Origin of the sequence: Rhodococcus sp. BP-160 (assembly GCF_019836205.1) — a bacterium.
Taxonomy (GTDB): Bacteria; Actinomycetota; Actinomycetes; order Mycobacteriales; family Mycobacteriaceae; genus Rhodococcoides.
The window spans coordinates 275,812-291,825 of the sequence record NZ_JABUEK010000004.1 but is presented as its reverse complement, the minus strand read 5'-3'; the positions used below and the strand labels follow the sequence as shown (position 1 = coordinate 291,825).

The window sequence follows — 16,014 nt, the reverse complement described above, 5'->3', positions numbered from 1 at the left end:
GGTGTGGTCCGACCACAGGGGTTACTGTGGTCAGACCACACGCTCTGGAGGCTCCATGCGGATCGCTCTGTTCGCCACCTGTCTGGCGGATGCTCTCTTCCCCGAGTCGGCGAAGGCGACCGTCTCACTGCTCGAACGGCTCGGCCACACCGTCGTCTTCCCGTCGGATCAGACGTGCTGCGGTCAGATGCACGTCAACACCGGATACTTTAAAGAGGCTGCGCCACTGGTGCGCCACCATGTCGAGGTCTTCGAGCGCGCCACGTGGGACGTTGCCGTCGCACCGTCGGGATCGTGCGTCGGGTCGGTGCGGCACCAGCACGCGATGGTCGCGCGCCGAGCCGGTGACGAGGACCTGGCCACGCGTGCCGAGGGCATCGCGGGCCGCACGTACGAGCTGTCCGAGCTCCTCGTCGACGTCCTCGGTGTCACCGATGTGGGCGCGTACTACCCGCACCGGGTCACCTACCACCCGACGTGCCATTCGCTGCGGATGCTGCGGGTCGGCGACAAACCCCTCGAACTGCTGCGCAACGTGCGCGGGATGACGCTCGTCGAGCTGCCCGGTGCCGAGTCGTGCTGCGGCTTCGGCGGCACGTTCGCGCTGAAGAACTCCGAGACGTCGACAGCGATGCTCTCGGACAAGATGGCCAACGTGCTGTCCACCGGAGCCGAGGTGTGCAGCGCCGGCGATTCGTCCTGCCTCATGCACATCGGTGGTGGACTGTCCCGCCTGCGCACCGGCGTCAAAACTGTGCACCTGGCGGAGATCCTGGCATCGACGGAGGCACGATGACAACGTTCCTGGGCTCGCCCGGTATCGGGAATATTCGCGGCGAGGAGAGCTTCCCGAAGGCCGCCAAGCGCGCACTGCAGGACACACAGATGCGCCGCAACGTCGGGGCCGCCACTCGCACCATTCGTGAGAAGAGGCTGGGTGCTGTTGCGGAGTGCGACGACTGGGAGGAGCTGCGCCTCGCAGGCAGTGCCCTCAAGACCGACGTGATGTCACGGCTGCCGGAGCTTCTCGACCAGCTCGAAGCCAACGTCACCGCCCGCGGGGGAGTGGTGCACTGGGCGCGAGACGCCGACGAGGCCAATCGCATCATCACCGACCTCGTCAAGGCCACGGGCAGTGACGAGGTGGTCAAGGTGAAGTCCATGGCCACCCAGGAGACGGGGCTCAACGAGTACCTCGAGGCCGAGGGGATCGCCGCGATCGAGACGGACCTCGCCGAGCTCATCGTCCAACTCGGCGACGACAAGCCCAGCCACATTCTGGTTCCCGCGATCCATCGCAACCGCGCGGAGATTCGCGAGATCTTCCTGCGCCGTATGCCCGGTGTCGACCCGGCCATCACCGACGAGCCGCGCGAACTGGCCATGGCCGCACGGGAGCATTTACGACGGAAGTTCCTGTCGGCGAAGGTCGCGATCAGTGGCGCCAACTTCGGTGTCGCCGAGACGGGCACGCTCGCCGTCGTCGAGTCCGAGGGCAATGGGCGGATGTGTCTGACGCTGCCCGACACCCTCATCACGTTGATGGGCATCGAGAAGCTGGTGCCGACGTTCGCGGATCTGGAGGTGTTCATGCAACTGCTGCCGCGGTCGTCGACCGCCGAGCGCATGAACCCGTACACCTCGATGTGGACCGGGGTGCACGAGGGCGACGGACCTCAGAACTTCCACCTGGTGCTCATCGACAACGGCAGGACCAACGTGCTTGCCGACGAGGTGGGTCGCGCCGCGCTGCACTGCATTCGGTGCAGCGCGTGCCTCAACGTGTGTCCTGTGTACGAGCGGACCGGCGGTCACGCCTACGGGTCGGTGTATCCGGGCCCGATCGGTGCGATCCTCTCGCCGCAGCTCACCGGCACGACCGGCCACGACGACCCCAATGCCTCACTGCCGTATGCGTCGTCACTGTGCGGGGCGTGTTTCGATGCGTGCCCGGTACGCATCAATATCCCGGAGATCCTGGTGCATCTGCGCGCCGAGCAGGTCGACTCCGAACGCGGCGGGATTCCTGGCGGTCAGGAGATCGCGATGCGGGCTGCGGGGTGGGCGATGAACTCGCCGAAGCGGTTCGGGATGGCAGAGAAGGCCGCCGGAGTCGGACGACTGCTGGCGGGCAAGAAGGGGCACATCGAGTCGCTTCCGTTCCCCGGGTCGTTGTGGACGACGAGCCGCGACATGCCGGCGCCACCGAAGGAGACGTTCCGCCAGTGGTGGGCACGAACACACGAGGACGACGCATGAGTGCCAAGGCGGAGATTCTGCGACGCATCCGATCGGCCACCGAGGGTGGCGCGACGGGTGTCGAGGTTCCGCGCGACTACGACCGGGCTGCGCTGACGGGCGGCGGTGATGTGGAGCGGTTCGCCGAGACGGTCGACGACTACCGGGCGCAGGTATATCGGGTGGTGGAGTCGGAGATCGCGGCGACCATTCGTGGATTGTTGGCCGACGGGGCGCGCGTGGTGATTCCTGCGGACGTGCCGTCGGCGTGGGTCGACGGAGTCACGACCGTGCCTGACGACGGTCTGTCGGTGAAGGAACTCGATGCCGTCGACGCTGTCGTCACAGGCTGCAGGGTGGGGATCGCGGCGACGGGGACCATCGTGCTCGACGCGGGCGAGGCCCAGGGGCGACGAGCGTTGACGCTGGTGCCCGATCACCACATCTGCATCGTCAGGGCGGAGCAGGTGGTGGACACGGTGCCGCAGGCGTTCGCGGTGCTCGATGCGTCGCGGCCGCTGACGTTCATCAGTGGGCCGAGTGCGACCAGTGACATCGAGCTGAACAGGGTGGAGGGGGTCCACGGGCCTAGGCGGTTGGATGTATTGATCGTGGGCTGATGCAGAGAGCGAGAGGCCGTGACATCCACGTGTGCGTGCCAAGATCCACTGCATATTCGAGCCTTCTAGGCTGCACCGCGTGAGCACTACCCGAACCACCGTCGCCACCTGGAACGTCGAGTGGGCGACCACGCGCGGTCGACGAGGTGCAACGGTGCGGGACCGTCTGGCGAGACTGACAGCCGACATTCTCGTCGTGACGGAGGGACGTCGCGGTCTCCTCCCAGACGACGGGTACACCCTCGATGGCGGCGACTGGGGATATGCAATCGAACCGGACCGTCGCAAAGTATTGGCGTACTCCCGGCAGCCCTTCTCGGACGTGATTCGGATCGAGAGCGGTGGTGGCGCCGGACGTGTCGTGACCGCATTGACGGACACACCCATCGGGGCGGTCCGGTTGCTCGCGGTGTGCATTCCCTGGTCTCGCGCTCACGTCAGCACTGGGCGCCGCGACGCCGCGCCGTGGTCCGAACACCTTGCGTGTCTGGACCAGATCGAGGATCTGGTCAACGGTTTCGAGGCGTCTGTACCGGTCATCGTTGCCGGTGACTTCAATCAGAAGATCCCGCGTGCGAGGCAGCCCATTCTGGTTGCGGACCGTCTCGCCGAAGTGATGACGCGGTGGACGTGCCACACGGCTGGGACGACCGATGACGGCCAGCTCATCGATCACATAGCGTCGAATGTGGACTGTGTCGCATTGCGAACGTGGCCGGGAACGACGGGTGACCTGCGTCTGAGCGATCACTCCGGGGTCGTCTGCGAGCTGGCACAGACATGAAGTAGTACTCGAGTGCCCATCAAGTGTCGCTGGACGTGACGACGTCCGCTGAAGGTCTTCGCCACGTGTCCCACTCGACCATTCGTACCCGAAACGATCGTTATGGGATGTTTATGAGTAATGGCCGTCGCCGTTGTTACGGTCCGTGGGGACGCATACCCGAACGGAAGGTCGGTTCATGGCGACACCACGCGGCAGTGCTTCACGGCGATGGGCGGCTCGAGGAGCGGTAGTTGCCGTGTCCGCAGCGGTCGCCGTCGGAACGACGATGGGAACGGCGTCGGCAGACCATCAGGACTTCACGATGTTCCCCGGCCAGACGTTCACGCTCGGGGAGTTCAACGGCATCGAGTGTGCGGGGCAACTGACGTCGAATGCTCGCACTCCGCACGATCGACCTGGTACGGCCCTGGTGACGACAGCGTGGGTCGCGTACTTCAGCACCCCGTGTTCAGTTGTTGCGCAGGTGAACTGGCACAACCTCGACACGAACGAACGCGGCACGGTGTCCAGCCGCGTGACCACCACCGGCCGCGGGCCCCTTCCTCCCCCGATCACGACGGGCAATCAGATCGCAGTCGACACCAAGCCGGGCCGAGTCGTTCTCAGCGTCACGACCGAGTCGCTGCACTTCGTCGCCGGCCCGTCCGTCGAGGTGCGGGTCCCCGCGTGATCGAGTCCTGTTCATGAGGCAGCAACGGTGAGGAAGGTGCTCATGTCCAATCGTCCCGTTGTGGCCGTACTGATCGCGAGCGTGGTGACCCTGTCTGTCGGGGGATGCACCATCGGAGGTGACTCGACTGCATCGGTGGGGACGTCCACCAGTGCCTCGTCCGTGGCGGCCGCACCGTCGACGACCCCCACGACGGAACCGATGGACGAGTCCACCTCTCAGCAGACCCCGTCCAGCGAGGACGCAGAGCAGGCTGGTGGGGCTCAGCCGGGCATGACGCTTGGGCCCGACGGAAACATGTATCCGGCGCGGCCTGGTTCGGAGGAAGTCGCAGTCGACCCGGAACCGTTCGCCAACACCGGCGCGGACGGGGACGGGGACGGCTACTTCTTCACGTCGCCGACGGGGAACGTCGCCTGCGCGATCTATCCCACTCCGTCCTCGGCGGGACCGGTCGGTTGTCAGGCGGTGACCAGCGTCGCGCCCGTGGACGGTCCGGTGTGCAGCAATGCGGACAACGACAAGTACGCCGTCCGCATCGAAGCGACAGGTGCCGTTCACACCTGCACCACACAGGGGATCTACACCGCATCCGATGCGGCTGTGCTGCAGTACGGCGAGACCCTTACCGTGGGTGGCGCAACGTGCGTCTCGCGAGAGGACGGGGTTTCCTGTCTGCTCGCCGGGAGCAATGCAGTCCTCATGTCGCGCGGGGCGAACCTGACGTACTGACTCAGCGCAAGGCGGCCGGTCTACTCGTCGTCCCCACGTGCCCAGGCGATGGCGATGAGGCGGCGCAGTACATTGAGGTCGATCTGGTCCAGCCTGCGCACATAGAAGCACCCTGCACCCTCGGTGTAAGTGCCGAGCGAGGGGAGCAGCGCCGCTCCCTCGGGAAAATCCTTGAGCCCGTATAGCGACAGCTGTGCTTTGCGGGGTGAGAACGCGACCTTGGGCCAGTCGCCGCGGGTGCGCGGGTTGACTGGTGAGACATAGTGATAGCTGCCGTAGCCCACCATCGACGGACCCCACATCACGGGCTCGGCCCCTGTCACCTCCGCGAAGATCTCGGCGAGACGGAGTCCGTCTTCCCGGCGACGTGCGGGCGTCGCGGCGGCGAGGAAGTCTGCGACGTCGGCGTCAGTCGGCTTCGTGCTGGGCTCGGCCATGGATGGAATCGTGCCACACAGTTCATCGTGTCAGCTCGGCACGACGGTCCTCCAGAATGGCTTGTAGTCGCGCCGTCGTCTTGTCGTCAAGGCCGGAGGAATCCACTTCGCCGGCGGCAGCTCGAACACCGGCACACACATCACACCAAGTCCTTCTGTCTGCAGGAAGAAACGTGACGCGACGTCGAATCGCGACAAATGTCTTCGAGTCTCGTGCGCTCATGACGCAGGCTCGAGGAGCGACTACAAGCGATCGCCGCCGTCGTGCCTCGAGATGGCCGCGTCAACCCTGCCGATCGCGCCCCGTATGAGATCCCCGTAGGGATCGTCGGCAAGCGTCGATGAGCATTCCTTTGCAGATTCGATGTGCTCGCGAGCCGCGTTGAAAGACCCGAGTTTGCAGTAGTTGTCCGCGAGATTGAGATGCAGCGACGGAAAGAAGCCGGCGACGTTAAGTCCCGCGTGATGATCCTGAGCTCGTTTTTCGCTGACGGCATGTGCCGCGTCGAGTGCTCGGACATCCCACGTGAGTGCCTGCGCGGGATCCTCGTAGAGGTCAGCGAGGTAGTGCGCGAGGCTGCACCGATGCAGGGGATCGCCGTCGACACCGATGTCTTGCCACAGCGCGAGGAGTTGTCGACGCGCCTCGCCGACATCTCCACCGCGCCCCTCGGTGACGGCCGCGGCGATCGCGTTCATCGTCGGGTCGCTTGCGGGAGTTCGTGTCATGGCCTGTGTCCTTTCGTCGTGGTGTCACGCGGCGCTGCGATGGGCATGACGAGGGTGGTCAGATCTCCTCGGTCTGCCGAGCGAACAGTGGCGGGCTGGTCGCACCCACGGAAATCGAGCATCACGTCAGCACCGACGGCGGTGCTGATGGCCGGGTAGAGAGTGGTCATCTCGAACCAGACGTCGATCGCGGACCCGTTCACGCGGGCCGGTAGCTCGATGTCCGGGAGGGAGTGACCGCGAACCACGAGACTGTTGTCGTTGCTGCACAACCGAACTCGATCACTCGATCGCTGTTCGAGAGCATGCAGGAGCGCTCCTGTAGGGACCTCGACACGGCATGTCACCGCCGGCAGTGAGTCGAGCATCGATCGGTAGTCGGGGAAGGGCTCGGAGACGAATCTGCAGTGATGATCACCGCGGCCGATCAGTCGCAACGTCATACCGTGATCGGTGACATCCACGCTCACTGACGACGTACCGCGCAGATCGCCGAGGCACTGACGGAGGTCGTCGCCGTTCACTGTCGCGGCCCAGCCCGCCGCACTGTCGACGTGGCTGACCAGGGTGCGTGTCGACAGCCGGTAGCGGTCGCTGGCGGTCACTGTCAGGGCCCCGGGCCCAGCTTCGACATGGACGCCGCCGAGGACTGCGATGTCCGGGTCGTCGATGGTGGCGGTGAGGATCTGTTCGATCGCGGAGGCCAAGACCGGCCCGCTCAGTCGGGCGATCTGCAGCCCGCTTCGCTCAGCCAGGGCGCTCGTGATGGCGGCTGCCTGCTGCCGCACCGACTCGGCCTCGCGCATCACCGTGGTGACGTGATCATCGACGAAGCGAATCACGTCGACGACGTCCGCGTCGAGAGCAGAGTTCACAGACGGAAGGGACATGCCGATCTCGCGGAGTCGCCTCAGCAGGACCGCCTTCGCGAGCTGGTCTTCGCGATAGAAGCGATACCCGGTGACAGGGTCCACCACTGCCGGCAGCAGCGATCCTGAGTCGGCGTAGAAGCGCAGGGCGCTCGCCGTCAGACCGCACCGCTGCGCGAACGACCCGATGGACATCAACTCGGCATCTGACACCCCGTCAGCATGCGGTTTCGACCTACATGAAGGTCAACCAGCGAGAACCGGGACGCATTCGAGGGTGCTCGCTACTCGATCAACCCAGCTCGGAATGCTGCCAACGCCGCTTCGACTCGGTTGGACACCTGGAGCTTGTGGTTCACCGCAGAAAGGTGCGATTTGACCGTCGTCTCCGACATGAACAAGCGCCGTGCGATATCCGGGTTGCTGGCTCCCGATGCCATGACCGACAGCACCTCTCGCTCTCGCTCGGTGAGCGCGTCCAGCGTCGTCGTGGGCCGCGGCGCACGTGTGGAGGCGACGATCCGCCGGAGCGAATCCTCGGAGAACAACGTGTTGCCTGCAGCCACAGCGCGGATCGACTGGTGATACGTCTCCGGGGGCTCGGACTTGCTGAGGAAGCTGTGGGCGCCCGCTTCGATCGCGTGGACCACGAGGTCGTCCACGTCCATGGACGTCATCGCCACGACTTTCGGCGGGTTCAGGGACGCCATCAGCGCACGAGTCGCCTCGAGTCCGCCGACACGGCTCATCTTGAGATCCATGAGAACGACGTGCGGTCTGGTGGAGGACACCGCTGCCGGAACCTCGTCGCCGTCCGACACCGACCCCACGACCACGATGTCCTCGGTCGCCGAGAAGATGTCGGCCATACCGCGTCGCACGAAGGCGTCGTCGTCCACGATCAGCACGGTGATCACCGCATCGGAGTCCATGATGCGTCGACCGTAGCGAACAACACCGACAGCCCGTCCACATTCCTCGACCGCTCCGCCTCGTGCTGTGATGGACCCCGACACGGGGTGCCGAACCGACTCGGCTGAGAACACACCCGTCGAACCTGACCGGGTCATGCCGGCGGAGGGATGTCGACAGTGAGCGAACGGCAAGCAGTGCCCCTGACGGAACAAGTCGTGGTCGTGACGGGCGGTGCGCGTGGGTTGGGCGTCGCGCTCACCCGCGCGTTCCTCGACCAGGGTTCCCGAGTCGTCGTGAATTACCACCGGAGCGAGGCCGCGGCAAACGCCCTGGTCGCCGAGTTCGGCGCGAATCGTGTTCTCGCAGTGCAGGCCGACGTCACCGACAGCGATCAAGTCCACGCCCTGTTCGACACGGCGCGAGAGCATTTCGAGTCGACTGTCACCACGGTCGTCAACAATGCGCTCGTCGACTTCTCGTTCAACGGCGATGCGCGGGCCAAAGCTGACGAGATCGAGTGGTCCGCGTTCGACGCCCAGTTCCGCGGCAGCGTGGCGGGCGCGCTCCACACCACCCGCGCTGCGGTGCCGGGCATGCGCGAGAACGGCTTCGGTCGGATCATCACCATCGGGACCAACCTCGTCCAGAACCCGGTGGTGCCGTACCACGACTACACGGCGGCCAAGGCTGCGCTGCTGGCGTTGACCAGAACCTTTTCCGCCGACCTGGGTCCTGATGGCATCACGGTCAACATGGTCTCCGGTGGGCTCCTGCGAACCACCGATGCGAGTGCGGCTACGCCGCCGGCCGTCTTCGACATGATCGCCGAGAGCACGCCGTTGCGCCGAGTCACCACGCCGGCCGAGTTCGCCGACGCCGTTCTGTTCTTCGCCTCGCCGTGGTCCCGAGCAGTGACGGGACAGAACCTCGTCGTCGACGGTGGGCTGGTCAAGGACTGAGACGTCAGGAGTACCAGGGCAGCCACGCGGTGACGACGAATTCGCCGCCGGTCATGTCCCACCGAACCCATCCGCCGGCTGTGTGCGCCTGTTCGGTGAGACCGAGCAGCCCACTGCGCGATCCGGGTCCCGGTTTCATCGTCGCCGGAACGTGGTTGCGGACGGTCAGGCTGATGCCATTCGTGTCGGCTCCGCTGACGGTGATGTGCAGCGGTGCACCGGGCGCGTGTTTCTGGCTGTTGGTGAGGGCTTCCTGAACTATCCGATACGCGGTGTGGCTCGTGAGATCGCCGACGACACCAGGGTGGATGTCCTGGACCAGGGTCACCCGACATCCGGCTGATCGTGCCGCGTCGACGAGGTCACCGATGCCCGCCAGGCTCCGGCGACCGGCATCGGCGCCGCCCGTCTCCGATCCACGCAGAACGCCGATGATGCGCTTGAGCTCGTCGAGAGAGTCGTGGGCGGTGGCGCGAATCAGAGCGGAGGTATTCGAGATCTTCTCCGGACCGTCGTTGCTGCCCACCTGTAATCCGCCTGCCAGCAGAGAAATTCGGCTCAGACCGGCCGCAAGCGTGTCGTGCATGTCGCGCGCGATCCGCGAGCGTTCCTGCTGGATCAGCATGTCCTCGTGCATGCGCTGTGACTGGGCGGTCGCCTTATCACGCGACTGGACAGCCACGTCGAGATCGGTCTTCGTTCGGCGGAGTTGGGACAGTCCCAGTACGACGGCGACGAGCACCGCGGCGACGAGCAAAGGTAGCCACCATGGAAGCGACCACGTCGGCGGCGGATCACCGTCGACCTGTTTCACGCCGATGGTCAACACGGAGTAGTCGCGCCGACGGGATGCGTCGTAGGTGAGTGAGACCGCGCAGGCGAGGTAGACCGCCGCTGCCGCGCCGCCGAGCCGCCGACCTCCCGCTACAGCGCCGACCGCGTGCAGGGCGATGAGCGCAGCGGTCGCATCGGTGGCGAAGAACAGTGGCCCGGCGACAGCCATGGCGAGGACGAGCCACGGCTTGTCGTGACGCCAGATCAGCGCGATGGCCGCAGCGACGTTGAGGACGAAACCCAGTGCGACATTCCAGACGGGAGTGCCGGACGCGCCTGCCAGCCCGACCGTCATGAACGTGCAGAACAGGCTGAGAGTCACCGCGCCGACGGTCCAGGCGCGACGCCGAACCGTAGTAGCAGTGGTCATCACATGGCTGACCGTACGGGGACCGACCGACAAGGGCGCCCGTTCTTCGGTCGCCGACTCCGACCGAAAGGAGGACAGGGATCCGTCCTGTTCGACGAGGTGTGGGACGGGGTCAGTGCGGTGTCCTTGATGGGACGCACCGACCGGTGCCGCACATCCGAAGGGACTTGCCATGACTCAGCCTCCGCAGAACCCGTACATGCAGCCACAGCAGCCGCCGGCCAAGAAGAACTGGTTTCTGCGGCACAAGATCCTGACGGCGATCGGTGCCCTGGTCATCATCGGTGTCGTCGTCAATCTGGCGGGTGGTGGTGAGAGCGCGCCGACGGGTGGCAGCAGCAGCACCTCCGCGCAGGCAGCGCCGAACGTCGAGGCACCCGCCGCTGCCGAGCAGGCGCCGGGAATCGGCGCGGCTGTGCGAGACGGCAAGTTCGAGTTCGTCGTACAGAACGTCGAACGCGGTGTCGTCTCGGTGGGGGATCAGTACACGTCGCAGACGCCCCAGGGCGAGTACGTGCTGGTCACCGTGAACGTCGCGAACATCGGCAACGAGCAGCAGTTGTTCGACACGACGTCGCAGAAGCTCCTCGACGGACAGGGCCGCGAGTACTCGACCGACACACTCGCGACGGTGACCAACGACCCGAATCTCGGCTTCTCGCAGATCAATCCGGGCAACTCGCTCGTGGCGACACTCGTCTACGACGTGCCGGCGGGAACCGCACCGTCGGAGATCGAGCTTCACGACTCCTTGTTCTCGGGCGGCGTCACAGTCGCCGTCGCCTGATCTTCAATCATCCGTTCCACGTCTGGAGTTCCCATGCCAAATTCTTCTTCGTCCCTCGTTGCAGCTCTACTCGACCGTTCCGGTTCGATGTCGTCCATCGCCGACGACACCCGCGGTGGCTTCGACGCCTTCATCGACGCCGAGCGTGGTCACGACGGAACAACCGTCGTGACGCTGGCGCAGTTCGATGATCAGTACGCGATGGTCTACGACTCGACACCGATCGACCAGGTCCCTCCGCTGTATTTGGTACCCCGCGGAATGACGGCGTTGTACGACGCGGTGGGGAAGTTCGTCACCGAGATCGGCTCGTCGCTTGCGGCCCTACCCGAGGAAGAACGGCCGGGATCGGTCACCGTGCTGGTGATGACCGACGGACAGGAGAACTCGAGTCGAGAGTGGTCGAATCAGGCAGTTCGCGAGCTGATCGAGCAGCAGGAATCGCAGTACGGGTGGGACTTCGTGTTCCTGGGAGCCAACATGGACGCGGTGGACACCGGTTCGCAGATGGGCTTCAAGGCCGACAAGTCGCTGACCTACGACGCCTCGTCGGTGGGTGTGAGCGCGGCGTTCTCGGCGGTGGTGGACTACCAGGATCGGAAGCGGGCTCACGGGATGCAGCAGGTGGATGGGTTCTCGGAGGGGGATCGTCGGCGAGCGGGGCGGTGACAGCCCTCTCCACATAGAGCACTCGATGTGGAGAGGGCTGTCAAAGGCGACGACGCGCACCACCGATTGTGGAAGAATCGCGCGGGGGTGTTGGCATCGCGAGCGCGCATCGTTCGTGGCGAAGGAATTCATGCAGGTGCACGGTGGTATCAGTTGACCTGGGAACAACCACGTCACCGATATTTCAGACGCGCCAAGAGCATCGAGACGTTGTTCGGATCTATGGACTCCCACCTCGACCGAGTTGTCGGACCGTGCCGGGTTCCGCGGTGCGCTGATCGTGTACTTCGACAGGCTCCTCGGCCCTCGCTAGGGCGCTGACTACGGTCGGTCCTGTCCGGTCGGGCCTCAAAGTGATCGGTGACGCCGCGGCTGTGGTGTGACGACCGCGGTGTAACTGGTTCATTTGCCGTGATATTTCCACTATCGGCACCGTGTAGGGGGATCGAGCGCGCCATGTCGGAGGCATCGGCTAGATTCCAGCGAGTTGTCTCGCGAAGGGAATTTCGATGTGGTCTGGTGACCCCAAATTGGCTCAATGGTCGGCGTCCAACGGTTTCGGTCAAGAATGCCCATACACGGTCGACGAACTGGACAACGTTGGACCGAGGATCAGAGGGCTGTACATGTTCGAATCGCAGGACCACGAGGCGTACATCGGAATCTCTACCGATCTGCGCTCCCGGCTGAAGCAGCACGCAAAGCGCCACAACGACATCGCGGCATTCAGACTGCGGATGCTGGACGATCCGACTCTCGAACTGCGATCGGTAGAACGCAGCCTCGTACACAGTGCGCAGAAGGCCGGCTTCACGCTTCGAAATCGCGAACATGCGATGACGCTTACCGGAGAGAGCGTGTTCGACTCGGTCGTGGCGCCGGACGACCAAGCGCAATGGCTTCTCGATCCAGTCGCCGTGAATGCAGCCGATACTGTTGCAGCACCCGAGTACACGGCTACTCAACGTGCAGCTCATCTTTCGTCGTTCAACCAATTGGAGCAGCATCTACGCAGTGACGCCATCGTGGACGCTGTGAGCGCATACTTGAGCAGCTGTGTCCCGTTCCCGGCACGAACCGAGGGGACCTACTGGACTGTCAGCTGTTTCCCGGGGTCGTCGAGTTCTCGGTTCGCGTGTGTGTCGATGGCCATGCTGGAGACGTTGTATATCTGGAACCCGCCGGCGTCGGACCACCTGGAAGTAAGAATGTTCGTCGACGGCAGCCGGATCCCCAAACGCTTTCTTCGAAGCCGAAATCAGTGGCGCAAGCTGGCCCTGGGCGTTTGGCTTGGGCCATCGGCCCACAAGTCCGCGGGTGTCAACGAGCGCACCATCAAGGTAGACGATGTCTCCTACCTCGCAACGGCGCTCGCGATTCCCGGTGTGGCCGATGCTGCCGCGCATCACGCGCTGGCGGTGATGCGGAAGCGGCAGTCCGGCTACAAGCCGTCGCACTGTCCACAGCTCGCAGCAGCTGCGGTCTTGTCATCGCAGGTGCGGTCCGATCCGGCTCCGTCAACGAAGATGAGTGAACCGTCGCTGGAGGAGGTTGACCAGCTGGAGCCAGTTGCCGATGGAGATGCAGTCGTCGATACCGCCCAAGAATCGGACCAGCCTTCCTCGGCGAAACACAAGCTCGAGAGATTCCACGACCTCGACATCGATGGTCGAGCACTCCGGTGGTTGGGCGAGTTCATTGCGGCGTCGATTCCCGATTCGTCGTCGGACGCAGGGACGAGTTGGGGTCTTACCTGCCTCCCGGCGACGAAAGCCGGGCCGGGACGCCGCCGCATGTTCACCGTCAATGTCGGTGCGATGGAGGTCGCCTACATCGTCCGCGATGTGAATGGACCGACTGCGGAGCTCGTTGGAACGGCGGTAGTTTCGCGCTCCGCCCTCGAAGTTCAGGCAGGTCGATCGATTGACGAGCTCGTGGCGGACAACCCTGGGATTACGTTCACGACGGTCGGTTACTTGGCCGCCGCCGGCGATGACATCTCCCTGAGTTGGCCTCTGCAAAGCGTTGTCAACGATCTGCCGTGGTCGCCCGCGTCGGCGGTGCTGGTTGATTCGGTGCGAGGAGGTCGGTCGTCGTACGGGAGGTATCACTCGACTTTGCTGCATACCGAAGCGCTGGGCGCAGTCTGAGGCGCGGTGGCTCCGTCGCGTTCAGGCGGGTGACATCGAGCGTCGTAGCTTTCCTCCGTGAAGGCAGCAACGAGGTGGTTTTCGGTGAATCCGCCTTAACCCCGCCCACGACAGTGGCCTGGCCGGATCGCTACCACACGTGGCGAAGCTAATGTCCGCGTTGTCGTCGAGCTAACCTTCCGCCGCGGTGACAAGACAGGGCCATGGCTGCGCTCGGCCCTGTCTTGTCGGGTCCCCTGGTCTACAGCGATCCTCGGACCGGGCAGGCGATCGTCAAGGTTTTAGATGGGCAACACTCGCAGGAATCCAACTGACAACTCGCGAGAGTGGTTCGCGAAATGCGAGTCCGGAACACACTAGTTAGTAAGGAGGCCGCCGATAAATTCGCTCAGCCACGACACCGTGGTGTGTACCTGCGGCCGGAATCGTTCCACTACCTTTACAACCGCTACTTACAGTCGATCCCTATGGCACTGTGAATCGATGCACCTGCGCAACTTGGAAGATCCGCAGTTCGTCAACGACGCTGAGCGTGCCGTTTGGGATGCACTGACTGAACAACTGGACGAAAACGACTTCGTCGCAGCGAATCAACGCGTCACGGACCGCGCCAAGGACCACGAAATCGACTTCGTTGTCGGTCTCGACGGACTCGGTGTGGTGTGTCTCGAGGTCAAGGGCGGGCAGATCTCGCACGACGGCCGTACGTGGTTGCAGCGCCGCCGCGAGGGAGACGTACCTATCGATCCAGTCAACCAGGTTCTGGGCTCGAGCTATGCACTGCGCGCCTACGTCGAGAACGATCCGCGCTGGACTCAGGGTCGCGTTCTGTGGGACCACGTCGTCGTCTTCCCGAACACCGAGCTACCGGCGGACTTCGCACGGCCCGACTGCCCGCGGTGGCGCGCGATCGACCGGACACAGTTGAGCTCGTTGGTCTCCCTGCTGCGTGAGGTTTTGACCGGCAAGAAGTCGGGTCGTCCAATGGGTCCCGCAGGCGTGGAGCAGTTGTCGGCTGCCCTGAGCGGACGGGGGTTACCGCAGGCCACTGTGTTGGCACGAGCGATCGCCCACGAGGACGATGTGGACGCACTGACCTCTCAGCAATCCATCATCCTCGGCGCCATCCGCTTACTGAACCGCGTCGAGGTCCGGGGCGGGGCCGGAACCGGAAAGACTTTCCTCGCTGTCGAGCAGGCTCGACGCCTGTCTAGATCGGGTGAGCGGGTCGCGTTGGTCTGCTATTCGCACGGTCTCGCCTCGTATTTGCGCCGACTGACTTCGACGTGGCCCCGCAAGGAACAGCCGGCGTACGTGGGCGAGTTCCATTCGTTGGGGATCGAGTGGGGTGCTGCGCGTGGTCCAGACGAGTCGGTGCGCACGGCGGCGAGTGTGCGGTTCTGGGAGCAGGATCTCCCCGATCAGATGGCGGGCCTCGCTCATAGCTTGGAGTGGCGGAGTCGGTTCGATTCGGTGGTGATCGACGAGGCTCAGGATTTCGCGGACGCGTGGTGGCGGCCGGTTGTGGAATCGCTTCGTGAGCCGGATCAGGGTGGAATCTATGTGTTCAGCGACGAAGCACAACGTGTCTTCGATCGGCAGGGGACGCCACCGTTGCAACTCGTCCCGATCGTCCTCGACCACAACCTGCGCAACACCCGACAGATCGCGTCGTGCTTCACCTCTCTTGCCGGACAGCGCATGCGTCTGCTGGGTGGGGAGGGGCCCGAGGTCACGATGGTGCCGTGCACGGCCGCCGACGCTCTCGATCGTGCGGACGATCAGGTCGACGCGCTCCTCGACGCGGGGTGGCGGCCGGAGGATCTGGCGATGTTGACGACGGGCAGTCGTCACCCGGAGCAGGTATTACGGCAGGGCGAGGGCCATGTGGCGTACTGGGACAGTTTCTGGGACACCGAGCAGGTGTTCTACGGCCACGTGCTCGGGTTCAAAGGTCTCGAGCGTCGTGCGGTGGTGCTGGCAGTCAACGAAACCGTTAGCCGTGAGCGCTCCAGAGAGCGGCTTTATGTCGGGTTGTCGAGGCCGCGAGACCAACTCGTAGTGTGTGGGGATCCGGAGTTCATCCGGGAGGTGGGCGGGCTAGATTTGGCACGACGGTTGGGAGTCTGAACCAGTGAGGTACGGCGCGCGATGTCGAACTAGTGAAGTTCGCCGATGCTGTCGTCTGTGTGACGGTAACCCGCAAGGCGAGCTTGCAGCCCGTTCACCCTCAAGTCTCGGTTCCTTG

16 protein-coding genes and 1 riboswitch are annotated in these 16,014 nt (G+C 64.4%); of the genes, 11 read left to right on the top strand and 5 right to left on the bottom strand.

The features are described 5' to 3' along the window. The first annotated feature begins 55 nt into the window (after nt 1-55). The 6 genes from HQ306_RS17490 to HQ306_RS17465 all read left to right on the top strand — a co-directional run bounded on the left by HQ306_RS17490 (nt 56) and on the right by HQ306_RS17465 (nt 5,047). Complete coding sequence (locus HQ306_RS17490; protein WP_222632877.1) at nt 56-796, top strand: (Fe-S)-binding protein; 741 nt, start codon at nt 56-58, stop codon at nt 794-796. After that, entirely contained in the window at nt 793-2,259 is a 1,467-nt protein-coding gene (locus HQ306_RS17485) for a LutB/LldF family L-lactate oxidation iron-sulfur protein (RefSeq protein ID WP_222632876.1), read from the top strand. The genes HQ306_RS17490 and HQ306_RS17485 overlap by 4 nt, the downstream gene beginning before the upstream one ends. Continuing rightward, entirely contained in the window at nt 2,256-2,858 is a 603-nt protein-coding gene (locus tag HQ306_RS17480; protein ID WP_222632875.1) for a lactate utilization protein C, read from the top strand. Before HQ306_RS17485 ends, HQ306_RS17480 begins: the two co-directional genes overlap by 4 nt. Nucleotides 2,859-2,889: 31 nt before the next feature. Beyond that, on the top strand, nt 2,890-3,642 hold the full coding sequence (locus tag HQ306_RS17475) for an endonuclease/exonuclease/phosphatase family protein (RefSeq protein ID WP_308115459.1): 753 nt from the start codon (nt 2,890-2,892) through the stop codon (nt 3,640-3,642). Between the two features lie 238 nt (nt 3,643-3,880). Beyond that, nucleotides 3,881-4,315: a hypothetical protein gene (locus tag HQ306_RS17470; protein ID WP_222632873.1), complete on the top strand. Its 435-nt coding sequence runs from the start codon at nt 3,881-3,883 to the stop codon at nt 4,313-4,315. 42 nt (nt 4,316-4,357) lie between these two features. Next, complete coding sequence (locus HQ306_RS17465) at nt 4,358-5,047, top strand: hypothetical protein (RefSeq protein ID WP_222632872.1); 690 nt, start codon at nt 4,358-4,360, stop codon at nt 5,045-5,047. Nucleotides 5,048-5,067: 20 nt separating this feature from the next. Here HQ306_RS17465 and HQ306_RS17460 read toward each other — a convergent pair whose 3' ends face one another. The 4 genes from HQ306_RS17460 to HQ306_RS17445 form a co-directional block, all read right to left on the bottom strand. Next, on the bottom strand, nt 5,068-5,484 hold the full coding sequence (locus HQ306_RS17460) for a DUF1801 domain-containing protein (RefSeq protein WP_222632871.1): 417 nt from the start codon (nt 5,482-5,484) through the stop codon (nt 5,068-5,070). 243 nt (nt 5,485-5,727) lie between these two features. Continuing rightward, nucleotides 5,728-6,213 carry a hypothetical protein gene (locus HQ306_RS17455; protein WP_222632870.1) on the bottom strand — a complete coding sequence of 162 codons (486 nt, stop codon included), beginning with the start codon at nt 6,211-6,213 and terminating at the stop codon, nt 5,728-5,730. Beyond that, nucleotides 6,210-7,295: a MerR family transcriptional regulator gene (locus tag HQ306_RS17450; RefSeq protein ID WP_308115458.1), complete on the bottom strand. Its 1,086-nt coding sequence runs from the start codon at nt 7,293-7,295 to the stop codon at nt 6,210-6,212. Before HQ306_RS17450 ends, HQ306_RS17455 begins: the two co-directional genes overlap by 4 nt. Before the next feature lie 71 nt (nt 7,296-7,366). Next, entirely contained in the window at nt 7,367-8,014 is a 648-nt protein-coding gene (locus HQ306_RS17445; RefSeq protein WP_222632869.1) for a response regulator transcription factor, read from the bottom strand. Nucleotides 8,015-8,087: 73 nt separating this feature from the next. Continuing rightward, nucleotides 8,088-8,182, top strand: a riboswitch (TPP riboswitch). Between HQ306_RS17445 and HQ306_RS17440 the strand changes: the two genes are divergently transcribed. Beyond that, complete coding sequence (locus tag HQ306_RS17440; RefSeq protein WP_374197682.1) at nt 8,174-8,956, top strand: 3-oxoacyl-ACP reductase; 783 nt, start codon at nt 8,174-8,176, stop codon at nt 8,954-8,956. (Overlaps the previous riboswitch by 9 nt.) A 4-nt stretch (nt 8,957-8,960) precedes the next feature. Here HQ306_RS17440 and HQ306_RS17435 read toward each other — a convergent pair whose 3' ends face one another. Next, nucleotides 8,961-10,160 carry a sensor histidine kinase gene (locus HQ306_RS17435; RefSeq protein WP_222632868.1) on the bottom strand — a complete coding sequence of 400 codons (1,200 nt, stop codon included), beginning with the start codon at nt 10,158-10,160 and terminating at the stop codon, nt 8,961-8,963. Between the two features lie 172 nt (nt 10,161-10,332). Between HQ306_RS17435 and HQ306_RS17430 the strand changes: the two genes are divergently transcribed. From HQ306_RS17430 to HQ306_RS17415, 4 genes are all read left to right on the top strand, one after another. Then, the gene (locus tag HQ306_RS17430; RefSeq protein WP_222632867.1) at nt 10,333-10,947 is read left to right on the top strand and encodes a DUF4352 domain-containing protein; all 615 of its coding nucleotides are present in this window, start codon (nt 10,333-10,335) and stop codon (nt 10,945-10,947) included. Nucleotides 10,948-10,980: 33 nt separating this feature from the next. Further along, entirely contained in the window at nt 10,981-11,616 is a 636-nt protein-coding gene (locus tag HQ306_RS17425; protein ID WP_222632866.1) for a VWA domain-containing protein, read from the top strand. A 626-nt stretch (nt 11,617-12,242) separates the two neighbouring features. After that, nucleotides 12,243-13,766, top strand: coding sequence for a GIY-YIG nuclease family protein (locus HQ306_RS17420; RefSeq protein WP_222632865.1), 1,524 nt, complete (start codon nt 12,243-12,245; stop codon nt 13,764-13,766). Nucleotides 13,767-14,249: 483 nt separating this feature from the next. Beyond that, nucleotides 14,250-15,896 carry a nuclease-related domain-containing DEAD/DEAH box helicase gene (locus HQ306_RS17415; protein WP_222632993.1) on the top strand — a complete coding sequence of 549 codons (1,647 nt, stop codon included), beginning with the start codon at nt 14,250-14,252 and terminating at the stop codon, nt 15,894-15,896. Nucleotides 15,897-16,014 lie beyond the last annotated feature (118 nt).